The sequence below is a fragment of the Allokutzneria sp. A3M-2-11 16 genome, assembly GCF_024213555.1.
In the GTDB taxonomy this organism is placed as follows: Bacteria; Actinomycetota; Actinomycetes; order Mycobacteriales; family Pseudonocardiaceae; genus Allokutzneria.
Map to the genome: position 1 here is coordinate 388,891 of NZ_JANAVO010000002.1, position 15,959 is coordinate 404,849.

The following is a 15,959-nucleotide window of genomic DNA, read 5'->3' on the forward strand; positions in this document are numbered from 1 at the left end:
CCGCCGCCACCGTCAGCGCCGGTAGAGACGCGTCTGCTGGCCGCAGACGTCCTTGCCGTCGTTCATCTTGCGGCAGACCCGGAACCGCATGCCCTCGGGTCCGGCGATGCTCGTCATGTGCATGTTCTTCGGCCCGGCGGTCGCCCTGTTGTACCCGGGACCGACGAAGTACCTCCAGTCCGTGTCGGGGAGGTTGTTGTAGACGACCGTCCACTGCACACCGGTGCGGCCGTGGCCGTCCTTGGGATCGGAGGTGAGGGTCAGCTCGAAGGGCCACTTGCTGTGCGGGCCCGCCGGGCCGTCCTGCCGCGGCTTCCAGACGATCTTCCCCCAGCCGTAGCCGTCCTCGCTCTCGAACCTGGCGATGTTCTCGGCCAGCGCGGGGGTGGCCCCCGCGACGGTGAGCACGGCCGCGAGCGCGACGGGCAGCGCGACGCGGGTGCGGGTCAGGAGCTGTCGTTCTCTCATGCCGGTAGTCCACCTCGGAGGACCCGCCGACGCGAACGCGAATGAAGGTTTCGGCCGCCTTTCGGGTGGGAGCGGAGGATAACTCTTGACTGCGTCAACTATATTGTTGACATGGTCAAAGATTCGCTGGTCTCGTCGGTGCGCGCGTTCTCGCGCTTCTACACCAACTCCGTTGGCGCGCTGCGCTACGGCGCCTACTCGCTGACCGAGGCGCGCGTGCTGTTCGAGCTGGCGCAGTGCGAGTCGGCCGACGTCGCCGATCTGCGCAGGGACCTCGACGTGGACGCCGGGTACCTGAGCAGGCTGCTCACCCGCTTCGACGCCGACGGGCTCATCACCCGCGCGAAGTCCACTGTGGACGCCCGCCGCCAGGTGATCGGCCTGACCGACAAGGGCAGGGCGGCCCAGCGCGAGCTGGACGACGCCTCCTCGGCGCAGGCCGCCGCGCTGCTGGACGGGCTCACCGAGGAGCAGCGCGGACAGGTCGTCGGCGCCATGGACACGATCCGCCACCTGCTGGGCGGTGCGGCGGAGGACCGCACCCTGGTGCTGCGCCCGGCGCGGGTCGGCGACTACGGCTGGGTCGTGCAGCGGCACGGCGAGCTCTACGCGCGGGAGTTCGGCTGGGACGCGACGTTCGAGGCGCTGGTCGCGCGGATCGTCGCGGACTTCATCGACGATCACGACCCCGCGCGCGAGGCCGGGTGGATCGCCGAGGTCAACGGCGAGCGGGTCGGCTGCATCTTCTGCATGAAGGCGGACGACCACACCGCGAAGCTGCGAATCCTTCTGGTGGAGCCGAGTGCGCGCGGTCTGGGCGTCGGCGCACGGCTGGTCGACGAGTGCGTGCGCTTCGCCGAGGCGGCCGGGTACAAGCGGATCACCTTGTGGACCAACGACGTTCTCAGCACGGCGCGGCGGATCTACCAGCGGGCCGGGTTCACGCTGGTGAACGAGGAACCGCACCGCAGCTTCGGCGCCGAGCTCACCGGGCAGTACTGGACGAAGGAGTTCTGAAAGCGCTCTCACCCGTTCTGCCCTGTCCCCGGGGGCGACTCGGCCGTCATTGTTGTGGCTCACAACAATCCCGCCGCCGAACACGACCCGAGGAGGAGTTCGGATGAGAGCGCGTGTGGCGTTGGCCCTCGCGACGGCGGGGCTGATGCTGACATCGGTGATGACGGCCTCAGCGCAAGCGGTCGTGTACACGGACAAGAACGCGTCGGTGCGGGACCGCGTGAGCGACCTGATGGCGCGGATGTCGTTGGCGGACAAGCTCGGGCAGATGGTGCAGACCGAGCGCAAGGCCGTGCAGCCCGCCGATCTGACCACGCACCGGATCGGCTCGCTGCTCTCCGGCGGCGGCTCGGCCCCCACGCCGAACACGGCGACGAGCTGGGCCGACATGTACGACAACTTCCAGCGAGCGGCGCTGGCCACGCCGCTGCGCATCCCGATGATCTACGGCGTGGACGCGGTGCACGGGCACAACAACGTGCACGGCGCGACGATCTTCCCGCACAACATCGGCCTCGGCGCCGCCCGCGATCCGGAGCTGGTGCAGCGCATCGGTCGCGCCACCGCCGAGGAGGTCTCCGGCACCGGCATCGACTGGAACTTCGCGCCGTGCCTGTGCGTGGCCCGCAACGATCGCTGGGGCCGCACGTACGAGTCCTTCGGCGAGGAAGCCGAGCTGGCCACCGCGATGACCACGCTGGTGACCGGCTTGCAGGGCGGAGCGCTGAACGCGCCCGGGTCGGTGCTGGCGACGGCGAAGCACTGGGTCGGCGACGGTGGCACCACCGGCGGCAAGGACCAGGGCGACACCGAGGTCTCCGAGGCGGAGCTGCGCTCGCGGCACATCACGCCGTTCCGCGAGGCGGTCCGGCGCGGCGTCGGCTCGGTGATGATCTCCTACAGCAGCTGGAACGGCGTGAAGCTGCACGCGCACCGCTACCTGGTGACCGATGTGCTCAAGGCGGAGCTGGGCTTCTCCGGCATCGTGATCTCCGACTGGGACGCCATCGACAAGATTGACGGTCAGCCGGGGTTCACGCCGGAGGAGGTCCGCGCCTCGGTCAACGCGGGCATCGACATGATCATGGTGTCGGCGGAGTGGCGGCGGTTCCTCGACCTGCTGCGCGCCGAGGTCGAGTCGGGCCGCGTGCCGATGTCGCGGGTGGACGACGCCAACCGCCGCATCCTGACCAAGAAGTTCGAGCTCGGCCTGTTCGAGAAGCCGTTCACCGATCGCTCGTACACCTCGACCGTCGGCAGCCCGGAACACCGTTCGCTGGCAAGGGAAGCCGTGCGCAAGTCGCAGGTGCTGCTCAAGAACCGCAACGGCGTGCTCCCGCTGCCCAAGACCGCGGACAAGCTCTTCGTCGCGGGCAAGAGCGCGTCGGACATCGGCAACCAGTCCGGTGGCTGGACGATCGAGTGGCAGGGCAAGAGCGGCCCGATCACCCCGGGAACCACGGTCCTGCAAGGGATTCAGCAAGCCGTGCACGGAACGGCGGTGACGTACAACCGCAACGGCGACGGCATCAACGACACCTACAAGGCTGCCATCGCGGTGGTCGGCGAGACGCCGTACGCGGAGTACAACGGCGACCGGCCGGACGGGCTCGGCCTGGACGCGGAGGACTTGGCGACGCTCGCGAAGCTGAAGGCGTCCGGTGTGCCCGTGGTCGTGGTGCTGGTGTCGGGGCGGCCCATGGACATCGCGGCCCAGCTGCCCGACTGGGACGCGTTGGTCGCGGCGTGGCTCCCCGGCACCGAAGGCGCGGGCGTCGCGGACGTGCTCTTCGGTGATCACCAGGTGTCCGGGAAGCTGCCGGTGAGCTGGATGCGTTCGGTGTCGCAGCAGCCGATCAACAACGGTGACGGCAAGCCCGCGTTGTTCGGCTACGGCCACGGCGAGTCCTTCCCCGCGGCGCAGGACGCGTACCAGATGATCGGCGCGGCCTACTACGACGAGCAACGCGGCACCGGAGTGCAGCGGTGCACCGACAGTGGCTGCGGCCAGAACGTCGGGTGGATCGCGAACGGCGACCACCTGGGCTTCGCCGATGTGGACTTCGGCGCCGCGTCAGCCGCCCGGGTGACGACGCGGTTCGCTTCGGGGGCCGCGGCCGGTGGCTCGCTGGAGTACCGCTTGGATTCGCCGACCGGTCCCGTGGTGGCGACTCAGGCGATCACTCCGACCGGTGGCTGGCAGACCTGGGCCAGCGCGACCACCGCGGTCACCGGCGCGACGGGCAAGCACCGCCTCCACGTGGTGGCCCGCGGCGGAAGCGGCGACTTCACCAACCTGAACTGGTTCCAATTCTCCCGCTAGGCCGCTTTTCCCGTTTCGTACTCATAGCGGGCTTGCGGACCGCTATGAGTACGAAACGGGGTTCTGGGGAGGTTGAGTGCCTACGATCCGACTCGGTTGCCGATGAAGACCGAGGGGCCGCAGTCGTCGTTGTTCGCGCGGCAGATGCTCACGTGGGCGTACCACCAGATCGAGGCCGTCTCCGCGTGCAGCGCGATGGTTCCCGGTCCGCACTGCGTCTCGGAGCGGGGGCTTTCGAGCCAGAACTCGTGCTTCATCTTGACGTAGAAGCACCCTGGCTGCGTCACCACGAGATTGCCCTTGATCCTGACGCCGCCGGGAAGCCCGCGGATGTAGCTCCACTCGGCGGCGGTGACCGACGTTCCGTGGTGCGGTGCCGGGGTGAACGGCTTGGCGGCCGAGGCGACGCCAGCACCGAGGAACATCGACACGGCCGCGAGGCCCACGAGAAGTGTCTTTCGCATGCGACGACGCTATGGACCGCGCTTATCGCGGATTTATCCGTTGTCACGCAAAACAGTGACCGCAACGTCAACCGGGGCGACGCCCATGGACAACGGCGAGATCTTCTCGAAGGCGCCGCGGGTCAGGTTCACGCACCGGTCCCCCTGCGCGGCGAATCGGTCGTTGATGCGGACCTCGACGGACAAGCCGGTGCGGCGGTGCGTGACCTTCACCTTGGTGTCGAACGGCAGAGTCGCGTGGGCGGCGGTCATCGCGGCCGGGTCCAGCACTTCCCCGCTGGCCGTGTAGACCGGCGTGGTCGCGTCCGGGTTGCCGTACCAGCTCGCCGTGCAGGCGGGCGGCTCCGACGCGGCGGCGGGGACGGCGAGACCGAGCATGAGCACTGCCGCGGCGAAAATCACCGAGAGACTCCTCTGTCGAAGGACTTGATCAACTGTAGGTGAACGCGCCCCGGTCCAGCACCACCGCACCGGCGGAGTCGGCCGTCCGGAACGCCACTTCACCCGGTCCGGTGCGCCACGCCGAGACCACCAGCTCCGCCCCGGGCACGACCGGCAGCGAGAACCGGCCGAACATCCGCCGCACCCGGGCGGCTCCGCAGAACTCGCGGATCAGCAGTCGACAGGTGATGCCGTACGTGCACAGCCCGTGCAGGATCGGCCGGTCGAAGCCGCCCCGCGCGGCGAACTCGGGGTCCACGTGCAGCGGGTTGTGATCACCCGTGAGCCGGTAGAGCAGCGCCTGGTTGGCCGAAGTGGTGAACCGCAGCGACACGTCGGGCGGACGTGCGGGCGGCTCCCAGTCCAGCGACGGTCCGCGCTCGCCGCCGAAGCCGCCTTCCCCGCGCACGAAGACCGACGAAGACGTTGACAGCAAAGGCTTTCCGGAATCGTCGGTGGCGTCCCACCTGCTGGCGACGAGCGCACCGGTGCCCTTGTCGAACACATCGGTCACCGTGCGCAGCACCGACACCGAACCGCTCGGTGGAAGTGGTTGGCGCACAACGATCTCCTGTTCGCCGTGCAGCAGGAGGGCCGGATCGTAGTCGCCCAGCCGCTCGTCGAACGCGCCGAACTGGGCGAGCACGATGCCGAACGTCGGCAGCGCCTCCTGCCCGGTGCTCCACGCCAGTTCCTCTTGTCCCGCACCGACCGCGAGCGCGTAGAGGGCGGTGTCGGTCGCGGTCCAGCTCCGCCGCCACGGCCCGGCGGTCTGGCCGACCAGGCTCTGGAAGATCGCCATCGTCAGCCCCGGGGTCCGCCGTCGACGTAGAGCACCTGGCCGGTGATGAAGGACGCGCCGTCGCCGACGAGGAAGGCAACTGCGTTGGCGATGTCCTCGGGCTGGCCGATCCGGCGCAGCGGCACCGCGTCGGCGATCGCCTTCTGGAACGCGTCGAACTCCATGCCGATCCGGCTGGCCGTCGCGGCGGTCATGTCGGTGGCGATGAAGCCCGGCGCGACGGCGTTCACGTTGATGCCGAACGGGCCCAGCTCGATCGCCAGCGTCTTGGTGAAGCCTTGGACACCCGCCTTCGCGGCCGAGTAGTTGGCCTGGCCGCGGTTGCCGAGCGCGGACGTGCTGGACAGGTTGACGATCTTGCCGTGGCGCTGCTCGACCATGTGCTTCTGCGCAGCCTGGCTGCACAGGAACGCGCCGCGCAGGTGCACGTTCATGACCGTGTCCCAGTCGTCGTCGGTCATCTTGAACAGCATGTTGTCCCGGATGACCCCGGCGTTGTTGACCAGGATGTGCAGCCCGCCGAGCTCGGCGACAACGCGGTCCACAGCGGCTTCGACGGCGGCGCGCTCCGACACGTCGGCGCCGATCCCGATCGCCTTTCCTCCCGCGGAGGTGATCGCGTCGACGGTCTCGGCGCAGGCCGACTCGTCGAGGTCGATCACGGCGATGGTGGCCCCCTGAGCGGCGAGGGTGCGCGCGGTGGCCGCACCGATCCCACGCGCCGCTCCCGTCACCATCGCGACCCGTCCCTGCAAGCTGCTCACCCGTCGAACCCCTTTCAGCCCAGCTCCAGTGCCAGATAAAGGTCTACCCGATCCGGAAAAGATCCCAGATCGCGTCCGGTCAGCTCCTCGATCCTGCTCAGCCGATATCGCAGCGTGTTGACGTGCACGTGCAACTGCGCCGCGCTCCTGGTCGGTGAGCCCGCGCAGTCCAGGAACACCCGCAGCGTCTGCACCAGCTCGCCCTTGTGCGCGGCGTCGTAGGCGAGCAGCGGCCCGAGCAGCTTGGCGCGGAAGGACTTCCGCAGTTCGTCGGGCACGGTGGCCAGCAACAGCAGGTGCGAGGCCAGCTCGGCGGCGGTGGCCACCTTCGCCCGCCCCGGCCGGTGTTCGGCCAGCCGCCGCGCCTGCCGCGCCTCCTCGACCGCGCCACGCAGCCCCGCCACGGTCGCCAGCCCGCTGACGCCGACGACCAGGCGCGCGTCGCCGAGCCCCGGCTCCATGGTGCGCACGGCCTCGTCGATCTCCTCCAACGCCGCGGCCAACCCTTCGGCGTCCGCGGAGAGCAGGGCCAGCGCCTCCTGCCCAGCCACCGCGACGAACCCGCGCGCGGGGGCACCGTGGACGAGCTCGCCCAGCACGACGGGCGCCAGTCCGGGCCCGCCGCCGGAGGTCGTCGCGGCGAGCACGCACAGCGGCTCTCCCCTGGCGAACCCGAGCGCGCCCAGCCGGGCGTCGACCTCGCTCGCGTCGACCTCTCCGTGCATCGCCGACAGCAGCAGCGGCCCGGCGAGCCTGCTCTCCAGCCGCTGCCGTTCCTCGCGCCGCGAGCGTTCCAGCGCGATCAGCGTGGCCAGCTCGGCCGCGGTCTCGCTCGCGCCGGGGTCCCACTGCTCGTGATCGCCTTCGACGACGAGGAACCAGCTCGCCAGCCGTTGCCCGGCCCGGCTCGCCGACGGCAGCAGCGACACCGGCTCGCCGGAGCGTTCCCGCGCGGTCTTCGGCAGCCGGTCGGCGTGCAGGAACTGCTGCACCAGCAACCGCCGCCGGTCCGAAGAAAGCACAGTGTGCGCGCTGCCGCCGATCAACCGCCCCGAAGGCGAGAGCACCCAGCACTGCGCGTCCAGCCGCGCCGCGCCCAGCTCCAAGACCGCGGCCAGCCCGCCGCCGTCCACGGCCGCGGCGACCATCCGGCGGTGCCAGTCGAACTCGCCGCGCTCTCCGGCCAGCGCCAGCACCACCCGTTCGGTGATGGTCGCGAAGGAGACGTCGACGGGGACGCCGAGCAGGGGCACCCCGTGCTCGCGGCACGCCTCGACCAGGTCGGCGGGCACTGCCCCGAACTCCGCGTCGCCCGCGGCCAGCGCGGTCACCCCGGCCGCGGCCAGCGCCGCGACGAACGCCATCGAGTCCTCCGCCGAGCGGCGCCAGACCAGGCCGGTGAGCACCAGCTCGCCGCCGGAGAGGTAGCGGCTGGGATCGCGCAGGTCAGTGGTGTAGATCCACCTGATCGGGCGGTCGAGCTGATCGGAGCCGGTGAGCAGGGCCAAGTGCAGGTCGGCGGCCTCCACCAGATCCCGCAGCCTCATCCCGTCAACCTACCGCCAGGGTTTGGAGGATGTTACGAAAGGCTCACCCGGCTGCGCGCTCACGTTCATGCGTTCTCGCCATAGTCGCGGCGAGTGCGCACGTGTGTACTGCGAACCGCTCTCGGATACGAGGAGGGACATCGGTGTCCACCGCCCTTGACGAGCTCAACGCGCGTCCGGACCGGGATGCGCTGCTCGCCTGCTGCGCCAACCCCCTGTGGGCGGAGCGCGTCGCGCGGTCGCGGCCGTTCCCCGACGCGGACGCACTGGTGGCGTGCGGCGCGAAGGAGCTGGCAGCGCTGGACTGGGACCAGCTCAAGGTGGCCGTGGACGCGCACCCCCGGATCGGCCAGCGGGCAGGCGGCGACGGGCGGGAGGCCCGGTGGTCGCGGGGCGAGCAGTCCGCGGCGGCCACGGAGGACGAACGGGTGCGCGCGGAGCTTGTCGCGGGCAACATCGCCTACGAAGATCGGTTCGGTCACGTGTTCCTGATCTGCGCGACCGGGCTCTCGGCGGCGCACGTGCTGGCCGCGCTGCGCGAGCGGCTGGACAACGACGAGACCGCGGAGCGCGCGGTCGTGCGGGAGGAGCTGGACAGGATCGTGGAGCTGCGATTGCGGAAGCTGGTGGCGGCATGAGCCTCTCCACGCATGTGCTGGACACCAACAGCGGTGTGCCCGCGGCGGGCATGGCCGTGCGGCTGGACCGGCTGAGCCAGGCCGGGTGGGAGCCGCTGGCCGCGGAGAAGACCAACTCCGATGGCCGGATCACCGGCTGGGGCCCGGCGGTCGAGGTACCGCCCGCCACCTACCGGCTGGTCTTCGAGACCGCGGACTACCTGACGGCGCAAGGGCTTCCGGTGTTCTTCCCGGAGGTCGCCATCACTTTCGTGATCACTGACGGCGCCCGGCACCACCACGTGCCGCTGCTGTTGAGCCCGTACGCGTACTCGACCTACCGGGGGAGCTGACAATGGCCATCACGCTCGGCGGCAACCAGTACGGCAAGGCGGAGGTGCGCCTGGTCCGGGTCGACCGCGACGGGGAGCGGCACCGGGTCACCGACCTCAACGTCAGCGTCGCGCTGTCGGGCGACCTCACCGGCACGCACCTCACCGGGGACAACAGCAAGGTCCTGCCGACCGACACGCAGAAGAACACCGTCTACGCCTTCGCCAGAGACGGGGTCGGCGAGGTCGAGGAGTTCGGGTTGCGGCTCGGCGAGCACTTCGTGGGCTCGCAGCCGTCGATCCACCGGGCCCGCGTCGAGTTCGAGCAGTACAGCTGGGACCGCATCGGCGACAAGCCGCATTCCTTCTCCCGCAACGGTTCCGGCACGCGGACCGCGATCGTCACGTGGACCGGGGACGGCGCGCAGGTGGTGTCCGGGCTCACCGGGCTGACCGTCATGAACACCACGGACTCGGAGTTCTGGGGCTACATCAAGGACGGCTACACCACGCTTCCTGAGACCAACGACCGGATTCTCGCGACGGCGGTCGACGCGAAGTGGCGCCACCACACGCATCCCAGCGACTGGGCGGAGTCCTTCGAGCAGGCCAAGGACGACCTGCTGACCGCGTTCGCGGAGACGCACAGCCTTTCCCTGCAACAGACTCTCTACGCGATGGGTCAGCGGGTGCTGGACAAGCAGCCCGGTATCGCCGAGATCCGCCTCGCCCTGCCGAACAAACACCACTTCCTCGTGGACCTTTCCCCGTTCGGGCTGGACAATCCGAACGAGGTCTTCTTCGCCGCCGATCGGCCGTACGGGTTGATCGAGGGCACTGTGCGCCGCGATGACCTACCTGAAGGCGATCCGGTGTGGTGAAAGATCCGGTCGACGAGATCCCCAGGCCCGGCCCGCTTGTCGCGCTGGGCTTGCAGCACGTGCTCGCCATGTACGCGGGCGCGGTCGCGGTACCGCTGATCCTCGGCAACGCGATGCACCTGTCCACAGAGGACATCGCGTATCTGATCAACGCGGATCTGCTGATCTCCGGCGTTGCCACGATCCTCCAGTGCGTCGGCGTGTGGCGGTTCGGCGCGCGGTTGCCGTTGATGCAGGGTTGCACGTTCGCCGCGGTGACCCCGATGGTGCTGATCGGGACACAGGGCGGCGGGCTGCCCGCGATCTACGGCGCGGTGATCGTCGGCGGGCTGTTCCTGGTGTTGTTCGCCCCGGTGTTCGGCAAGCTCGTGCGGCACTTCCCGCCGCTGGTCACGGGCACGGTGATCCTGATCATCGGGCTCTCGCTGCTGCCCGTCGCGGTGAGCTGGGCCGCCGGTGGCGCCGGAGCGGCAGATCACGGCGCGCCGAAGCACCTCGCGCTCGCACTTGGCGTTCTGCTCTTCATCCTTGTGCTGCAACGGTTCGGTCGCGGCTTCATCGGCAGGGTCGCGGTGTTGCTCGGTCTCGCCTTGGGGACACTCGTCGCGATCCCACTGGGGTATCAGGGTTTCTCCGAGATCGGTACAGGCCCGCTGTTCGCGGTGAGCACGCCGTTCCACTTCGGGCTTCCCGTGTTCGAGCTGACCGCGATCGTCTCCATCGCCGTGGTGATGCTGGTGACGATGGCCGAGACCACCGGAGACGTCCTCGCCATCGGTGAGATCGTGAAGCAACCGGTCGACGCACGGCGCGTCGCCGACACCCTGCGCGCCGATGGCCTGTCGACCGCGTTGGGCGGTGTGTTCAACACCTTCCCGTACACGGCGTTCGCACAGAACGTCGGCCTGGTCAGGTTGACCAGGGTGCACAGCCGCTACGTGGTCGCGGCGGGCGGCGTGATCCTGGTGCTGCTCGGGCTCGTACCCGTGCTCGGCCGGGTCGTCGCCGCGATCCCGGCACCGGTGCTCGGCGGTGCGGGCATCGCGATGTTCGGCGCGGTCGCGGCGAGCGGGGTGCAGACCCTCACCAAGGTGTCCTTCACCGGCAACGGCAACCTGGCGGTGGTCGCGGCCTCGCTGGGCGCGGGGCTCGCGCCGGTGTTCGTGCCGACGCTCTACGAGCAGTTCCCCGTGTGGTTCCAGATCATCGCCCAGTCCGGTATCAGTGTCGGCTGCCTCGCCGCGGTCGGCCTCAACCTGCTCTTCAACGGCCCGACTACCACCTCCGGAGGTGTCCACAGTGGACTTCATTCGGCCGACTAGCCTCGCCGAGGCCTTGCGGGCCAAGGCCGAGGTCCCCGAGGCGGTGCCGATCGCCGGGGGGACCGACGTGATGGTCGAACTGAACTTCGACCGGCGCAGGCCGCCCGCGCTGCTGGACCTCAACGCGGTCGGCGAGATCGCCAAGTGGTCCGAAGTGGACGGACGAATCCGGCTCGGCGCCGCGGTGCCGTACGTGCGGGTGATCGACGAGCTCGGCGACCGGCTGCCCGGCCTGGCGATGGCCGCGCGGACGGTGGGCTCGCCGCAGATCCGCAACCGGGGCACGGTGGGCGGCAACCTCGCCGCGGCCTCCCCCGCCGGGGACTCGCACCCGCCGCTGCTCGCCTCGGACGCGGTGGTCGAGGTGGCCTCGGTCCGCGGCACCAGGACCATCCCGATCACCGAGTTCTACCTGGGCGTCAAGCGGAGCGCGCTCGAACCGGACGAGTTGATCACGGCGGTCCTGCTGCCCCCGGCGGACGGGCCGCAGCAGTTCTCGAAGGTCGGCACCCGCAACGCCATGGTGATCGCGGTGTGCTCGTTCGCCGTGGCGCTGCACCCGGCGAGCGGGACCGTGGGCACCGGGCTCGGCTCGGCGGCCCCGACTCCGCGCCGCGCGCCCGAAGCCGAGGACTACATCGCCGGGGAGCTGTCCGCGCTGTGGCAGTCCCCCGCTCCCCTCGCCGACTCCGTGCTGCGGCGGTTCGGTGAGCTCGTCGGCGCCGCGGCACAACCCATTGACGACGTCCGGGGCAGCGCCGCGTACCGGCGGCACGCCCTGGCCGTGCTCGCCCGCCGCACGCTCGGCTGGGCCTGGCACGACTACTGCGAAGGGCGGGTGACGGCATGCGCGTGAAGTTCACGGTGAACGGCGAGGAGCGCACCGCTGACGACGTGTGGGAAGGCGAGAGCCTGCTCTACGTGCTGCGCGAACGGCTCGGCCTCCCCGGTGCCAAGAACGCTTGCGAGCAAGGCGAATGCGGCTCGTGCACGGTGTACCTGGACGACACCCCGGTCTGCGCGTGCCTGGTCGCGGCCGGTCAGGTCCAGGACCGTGAAGTCCGCACCGTGGAAGGGCTCGGCTCCGAGGAGGAGCTGGACCCGGTGCAGCAGGCGTTCATCGAGCGCGGCGCCGTGCAGTGCGGCTTCTGCACGCCCGGCCTGATCGTCGCGGCGCACGACCTCATCCGCCGCAACCCCTGCCCGAAAGACGCGGAGATCCGCGAAGCGCTCGCCGGGAACCTGTGTCGCTGCACGGGATACGAGAAGATCATCGACGCCGTGCACACCGCGGCGGCGCATTCGCGCGGGGAGGCCACGTCATGAGGACAGTCATCAACGGCGCCCACATCGCGACAGTGGACGGCTCGGGATCGGAGTTCGCCTCCGGTCACGTGGTCGTCGAGGACGGCGTGATCGTCTCGGTAGGTGAAGGTGCGGCCGAAACCCGCGAGGGCGACCAGGTCGTCAACGGCTCCGGTTGCCTGGTGACCCCGGGTCTGGTGAACACCCACCACCACCTCTACCAGTGGGCGACGCGCGGTTTCGCCCAGCAGGCAACGCTTTTCGAGTGGCTGGTCGCGCTCTACCCGGTGTGGTCGGGCATCGACGAGCGAGTGGTGCACGCGACCACCAGCGCGGGGCTGGCGTGGATGGCCAAGTCCGGCTGCACCACCGCGGCCGACCACCACTACGTCTTCCCCTCGGACAGCGGTGACCTGATGGCCGCCCTCGTCGACGGTGGCAAGCGCGTCGGAACCCGGCTGCACGTGGTCCGGGGCTCGATGGACTGCGGGAAGTCGCAGGGCGGCCTGCCGCCGGACTCCATTGTGGAGTCCACCGAGAAGGCTTTGCTGGCAACGGAAGAAGCGATCACCACCTACCACGGCGCGTCAGCGGAGTCGCGCGTCCAGATCGCGGTGGGGCCGTGCTCGCCGTTCTCCGCGAGCGGTGAACTGATGCGCGAGGGTGCAGCGCTCGCACGTCGCTATGGCGTGCAGATGCACACCCACCTCGCCGAGACGACCGATGAGGAAGAGCACTGCGTCGAGCAGTTCGGCTGTACTCCATTGGAGTACGCGGACAAGCTCGGCTGGCTCGGCCCGGACGTGTGGCTGGCGCACGGAATCCACTTCTCCGACAAGGAGATCCAGCGCCTGGGCGCGACGAAAACCGGCGTGGCGCACTGCCCCAGCTCCAACGCGAGGCTGGGCGCGGGCATCGCGCGGGTGCGCGACCTGCTCGACGTCGGCTGCCCGGTCGGGCTCGGCGTGGACGGTGCCGCGTCGAACGAGGCCGGTGGGCTCGGCGACGAGCTGCGGCAGTCGCTCTACCTCGCCCGGCTCCGTGGTGGACCGGCGGCGTTCACCGTGCGCGAGTCGTTGTGGCTGGGCACGATGGGCGGGGCGCGCTGCCTCGGCCGGGCGGACCACATCGGCTCCATCGAGGTTGGCAAGCAGGCCGACATCGCGGTGTGGCGGGTGGACGGCCTCGCGCACGCGGGTATCGCCGATCCGGTCGCGGCACTCGTGCTGGGCTCGTTGCCTCCGTTGGAGCTGCTGCTGGTCGGCGGTGACCCGGTGGTGCGGCTCGGCCAACTGACCACTGTGGACGAACAGCAGCTAGCCGAGGACCTGGCGACGGCCTCCCGTGTCCTCGCCGAACGGGCTGGGGTGACGGCATGACGCAGATGACTCGAACGTCGAATCCGCCGCTGACCACGCCGATCACCGGCGGTGTTGGCGAGAGTCCGCTTCGGCCGGACGGTGCTTTGAAGGTGCGCGGCGAGTTCGCGTACTCGTCCGACCTGTGGGCCGACAACATGTTGTGGGGCGTGACGCTGCGGACTCCGCACCCGTACGCCCGCATCCGTTCGATCGACGTGGGCCCGGCTCTGGCGCTGCCCGGCGTCTACGCGGCCCTCACCCACGAGGACGTGCCCGGCCAGAACGCGTACGGGCTTGAGCACATCGACCAGCCGGTGCTGGCGGTGGACGTCGTTCGCTACCAAGGAGAAGCGGTCGCGATCGTGGCCGCCGACCATCCGGAGACAGCACGCAGGGCAGCCGCCGCGATCGTGGTGGACTACGAAGTCCTGGAGCCAGTGGACAACGCGGAGACCGCGATCTTCGGCGAGGGTGTGCCGAAGCTGCACGAGGGCGGGAACCTCGTGCGCTACGTGCCGATCCTGTTCGGCGACCAGGACGCGACCGCCGAGGTCGTGGTCAGCGGGACCTACGAGGTCGGCATGCAGGACCAGGCTTTCCTCGGCCCGGAGTCCGGCATGGCGGTGCCCGCCGAGGACGGTGGCGTCGACCTGTACGTCGCGACGCAGTGGCTGCACGTGGACCAGCAGCAGATCGCGCCCGCGCTGAACCTCCCGCAGGACAAGGTGAGGATCACCCTGGCCGGTGTCGGCGGAGCCTTCGGCGCGCGCGAGGACCTGTCGATGCAGGTGCACGCCTGCATGTTGGCCTTGCACACCAACAAGCCGGTGAAGATGGTCTACACCCGCGAAGAGTCGTTCTTCGGGCACGTGCACCGTCATCCCGCCGTCATGCACTACGAGCACGGCGCGGACCGCGACGGGAAACTGGTCTACGTCAGGGCGAAGATGTTCCTCGATGGCGGCGCCTACGCATCGAGCACGGGAGCGGTCGTCGCGAACGCCGCAACGCTCGGCGTCGGCCCGTACAACGTTCCCAACGTCAAGATCGAGGGATGGGGCGCGTACACCAACAACCCGCCCTGTGGCGCCATGCGTGGATTCGGCGCTGTTCAAGCCTGTTTCGCGTATGAGTCCCAAATGGACAAGCTCGCCGAGGCGATCGGTGTCGACCCGGTGGAGATCCGGCTGCGCAACGCCCTGAGCGAAGGCTCGGTGATGCCGACCGGACAGCTGGTCGACTCCGCCGCTCCGGTCAGGGAGCTGATGGAACGGGTGCGCGACAAGCCCATGCCCCCGGCTCGTACGTCCGAAGTGGACATTCGAACCATGCCGGGTGGCGCGTCCAACACCACGCACGGTGAAGGTGTTGTGCGCGGTGTCGGCTACGGCGTCGGCATCAAGAACATCTGCTTCTCCGAAGGCTTCGACGACTACTCCACCGCACGCGTGCGCTTGGAGGTGATCGGCGGGGAGCCGGTCGCGATGGTGCACACGGCGGCCGTTGAGGTGGGACAGGGCCTGGTAACTCTGCAAGCGCAGATCGCACGGACTGAGCTGGGCGTGCAACGGGTGACCATCCAGCCCGCCGACACCTCCGTGGGCAGCGCCGGTTCCACGTCGGCATCGCGGCAGAGCTACGTCACCGGCGGCGCCGTGCAGTCCGCTTGCGCCGCTGTGCGCGCGGAGGTGTTCGACCTCGCCCGCGAGCGGTTCGGTGTGAGTGATTTGGCTCTGGAAGGCGGAAAAGTCGTCTCCGCGAGCCGTGGCGTGCTCGCCGATCTCAGCGACGTCCTCGGAGATCGGGCGGTCGAGCACACCCGCGAGTACCGGCACCGCCCGTCGTTCCCGATCGATCCGCTCACCGGCCAGGGCAATGCCCACGTGCAGTACGGCTTCGCCGCCCACCGCGCGGTGGTGGACGTCGACGTCGACCTCGGGCTGGTGCGCGTGGTCGAGCTGGCGTGCGCCCAGGACGTCGGCAAGGCGATGAACCCGGACGCCGTCATCGGGCAGATCCAGGGCGGTTCGGCGCAGGGCCTCGGGCTGGCGGTGATGGAGGAGATCCAGCTCTCCGGAGCCAAGATCCGCAACCCGTCGTTCACCGACTACCTGATCCCGACGATCCTGGACATGCCGCCGATGACCATCGACGTGCTGGAGCTGGCCGACCCGAACGCGCCGTACGGCCTGCGCGGGGTCGGCGAGCCGCCCACGATCTCGTCCACCCCGGCGATCGTCGCGGCCATCCGCGATGCCACCAAGCTGGCGCTGAAGCGCATCCCGGTGCGCCCCGAGCACATCACTGGGACGTGA

Annotated in this window: 16 protein-coding genes and 1 pseudogene; 11 read left to right on the plus strand and 6 right to left on the minus strand. The window is 69.8% G+C overall.

Features of this window, described 5'->3' with window-relative positions:
* Positions 1-12 precede the first annotated feature (12 nt).
* Positions 13-468 carry a hypothetical protein gene (locus NLX83_RS19900; protein WP_254236581.1) on the minus strand — a complete coding sequence of 152 codons (456 nt, stop codon included), beginning with the start codon at positions 466-468 and terminating at the stop codon, positions 13-15.
* Positions 469-579: 111 nt separating this feature from the next.
* On the opposite strand from NLX83_RS19900, the gene NLX83_RS19905 reads away from it, so the two are divergent.
* The 3 genes and pseudogenes from NLX83_RS19905 (at position 580) to NLX83_RS19915 (ending at position 3,808) form a co-directional block, all read left to right on the plus strand.
* The gene (locus NLX83_RS19905; RefSeq protein ID WP_254236582.1) at positions 580-1,485 is read left to right on the plus strand and encodes a bifunctional helix-turn-helix transcriptional regulator/GNAT family N-acetyltransferase; all 906 of its coding nucleotides are present in this window, start codon (positions 580-582) and stop codon (positions 1,483-1,485) included.
* A 103-nt stretch (positions 1,486-1,588) separates the two neighbouring features.
* Positions 1,589-3,397, plus strand: a pseudogene (locus NLX83_RS19910) (glycoside hydrolase family 3 protein); the annotation flags it as partial.
* Positions 3,398-3,421: 24 nt separating this feature from the next.
* Complete coding sequence (locus NLX83_RS19915) at positions 3,422-3,808, plus strand: carbohydrate-binding protein (RefSeq protein ID WP_254236943.1); 387 nt, start codon at positions 3,422-3,424, stop codon at positions 3,806-3,808.
* 80 nt (positions 3,809-3,888) lie between these two features.
* Here the strand turns inward: NLX83_RS19915 and NLX83_RS19920 are convergent, their stop codons facing one another.
* From NLX83_RS19920 to NLX83_RS19940, 5 genes are read right to left on the minus strand one after another with little or no spacing between them, the layout of a single operon-like run.
* Positions 3,889-4,272 (minus strand): hypothetical protein, encoded by a 384-nt coding sequence (locus NLX83_RS19920; protein ID WP_254236583.1) that lies wholly within the window; start codon positions 4,270-4,272, stop codon positions 3,889-3,891.
* A gap of 33 nt (positions 4,273-4,305) precedes the next feature.
* Positions 4,306-4,674, minus strand: a complete 369-nt coding sequence (locus tag NLX83_RS19925; protein WP_254236584.1) for a septal ring lytic transglycosylase RlpA family protein — start codon at positions 4,672-4,674, stop codon at positions 4,306-4,308.
* 28 nt (positions 4,675-4,702) lie between these two features.
* Entirely contained in the window at positions 4,703-5,515 is an 813-nt protein-coding gene (locus NLX83_RS19930) for a MaoC/PaaZ C-terminal domain-containing protein (protein ID WP_254236585.1), read from the minus strand.
* A 2-nt stretch (positions 5,516-5,517) separates the two neighbouring features.
* Positions 5,518-6,279, minus strand: coding sequence for a 3-oxoacyl-ACP reductase FabG (gene fabG / locus NLX83_RS19935; protein ID WP_374118778.1), 762 nt, complete (start codon positions 6,277-6,279; stop codon positions 5,518-5,520).
* Positions 6,280-6,293: 14 nt separating this feature from the next.
* A complete protein-coding gene (locus NLX83_RS19940; RefSeq protein ID WP_254236586.1) occupies positions 6,294-7,826 on the minus strand; it encodes a PucR family transcriptional regulator in 1,533 nt (510 codons plus the stop codon).
* A gap of 143 nt (positions 7,827-7,969) precedes the next feature.
* Here NLX83_RS19940 and uraD point away from each other — a divergent pair, with 143 nt between their 5' ends.
* The 8 genes from uraD to pucD are packed head-to-tail and all read left to right on the plus strand — an operon-like array spanning position 7,970 to position 15,959.
* Complete coding sequence (gene uraD, locus NLX83_RS19945; protein ID WP_254236587.1) at positions 7,970-8,464, plus strand: 2-oxo-4-hydroxy-4-carboxy-5-ureidoimidazoline decarboxylase; 495 nt, start codon at positions 7,970-7,972, stop codon at positions 8,462-8,464.
* On the plus strand, positions 8,461-8,796 hold the full coding sequence (gene uraH / locus NLX83_RS19950) for a hydroxyisourate hydrolase (RefSeq protein WP_254236588.1): 336 nt from the start codon (positions 8,461-8,463) through the stop codon (positions 8,794-8,796). The genes uraD and uraH overlap by 4 nt, the downstream gene beginning before the upstream one ends.
* A gap of 2 nt (positions 8,797-8,798) precedes the next feature.
* Positions 8,799-9,656: a factor-independent urate hydroxylase gene (pucL, locus tag NLX83_RS19955; RefSeq protein ID WP_254236589.1), complete on the plus strand. Its 858-nt coding sequence runs from the start codon at positions 8,799-8,801 to the stop codon at positions 9,654-9,656.
* Positions 9,650-10,978: a nucleobase:cation symporter-2 family protein gene (locus NLX83_RS19960; RefSeq protein ID WP_254236590.1), complete on the plus strand. Its 1,329-nt coding sequence runs from the start codon at positions 9,650-9,652 to the stop codon at positions 10,976-10,978. The genes pucL and NLX83_RS19960 overlap by 7 nt, the downstream gene beginning before the upstream one ends.
* The gene (locus NLX83_RS19965) at positions 10,956-11,834 is read left to right on the plus strand and encodes an FAD binding domain-containing protein (protein WP_254236591.1); all 879 of its coding nucleotides are present in this window, start codon (positions 10,956-10,958) and stop codon (positions 11,832-11,834) included. Before NLX83_RS19960 ends, NLX83_RS19965 begins: the two co-directional genes overlap by 23 nt.
* Positions 11,825-12,304, plus strand: coding sequence for a (2Fe-2S)-binding protein (locus NLX83_RS19970; RefSeq protein WP_254236592.1), 480 nt, complete (start codon positions 11,825-11,827; stop codon positions 12,302-12,304). The genes NLX83_RS19965 and NLX83_RS19970 overlap by 10 nt, the downstream gene beginning before the upstream one ends.
* A complete protein-coding gene (locus NLX83_RS19975) occupies positions 12,301-13,662 on the plus strand; it encodes an 8-oxoguanine deaminase (protein WP_254236593.1) in 1,362 nt (453 codons plus the stop codon). Before NLX83_RS19970 ends, NLX83_RS19975 begins: the two co-directional genes overlap by 4 nt.
* A gap of 5 nt (positions 13,663-13,667) precedes the next feature.
* Positions 13,668-15,959 (plus strand): xanthine dehydrogenase subunit D, encoded by a 2,292-nt coding sequence (pucD, locus tag NLX83_RS19980; protein ID WP_254236945.1) that lies wholly within the window; start codon positions 13,668-13,670, stop codon positions 15,957-15,959.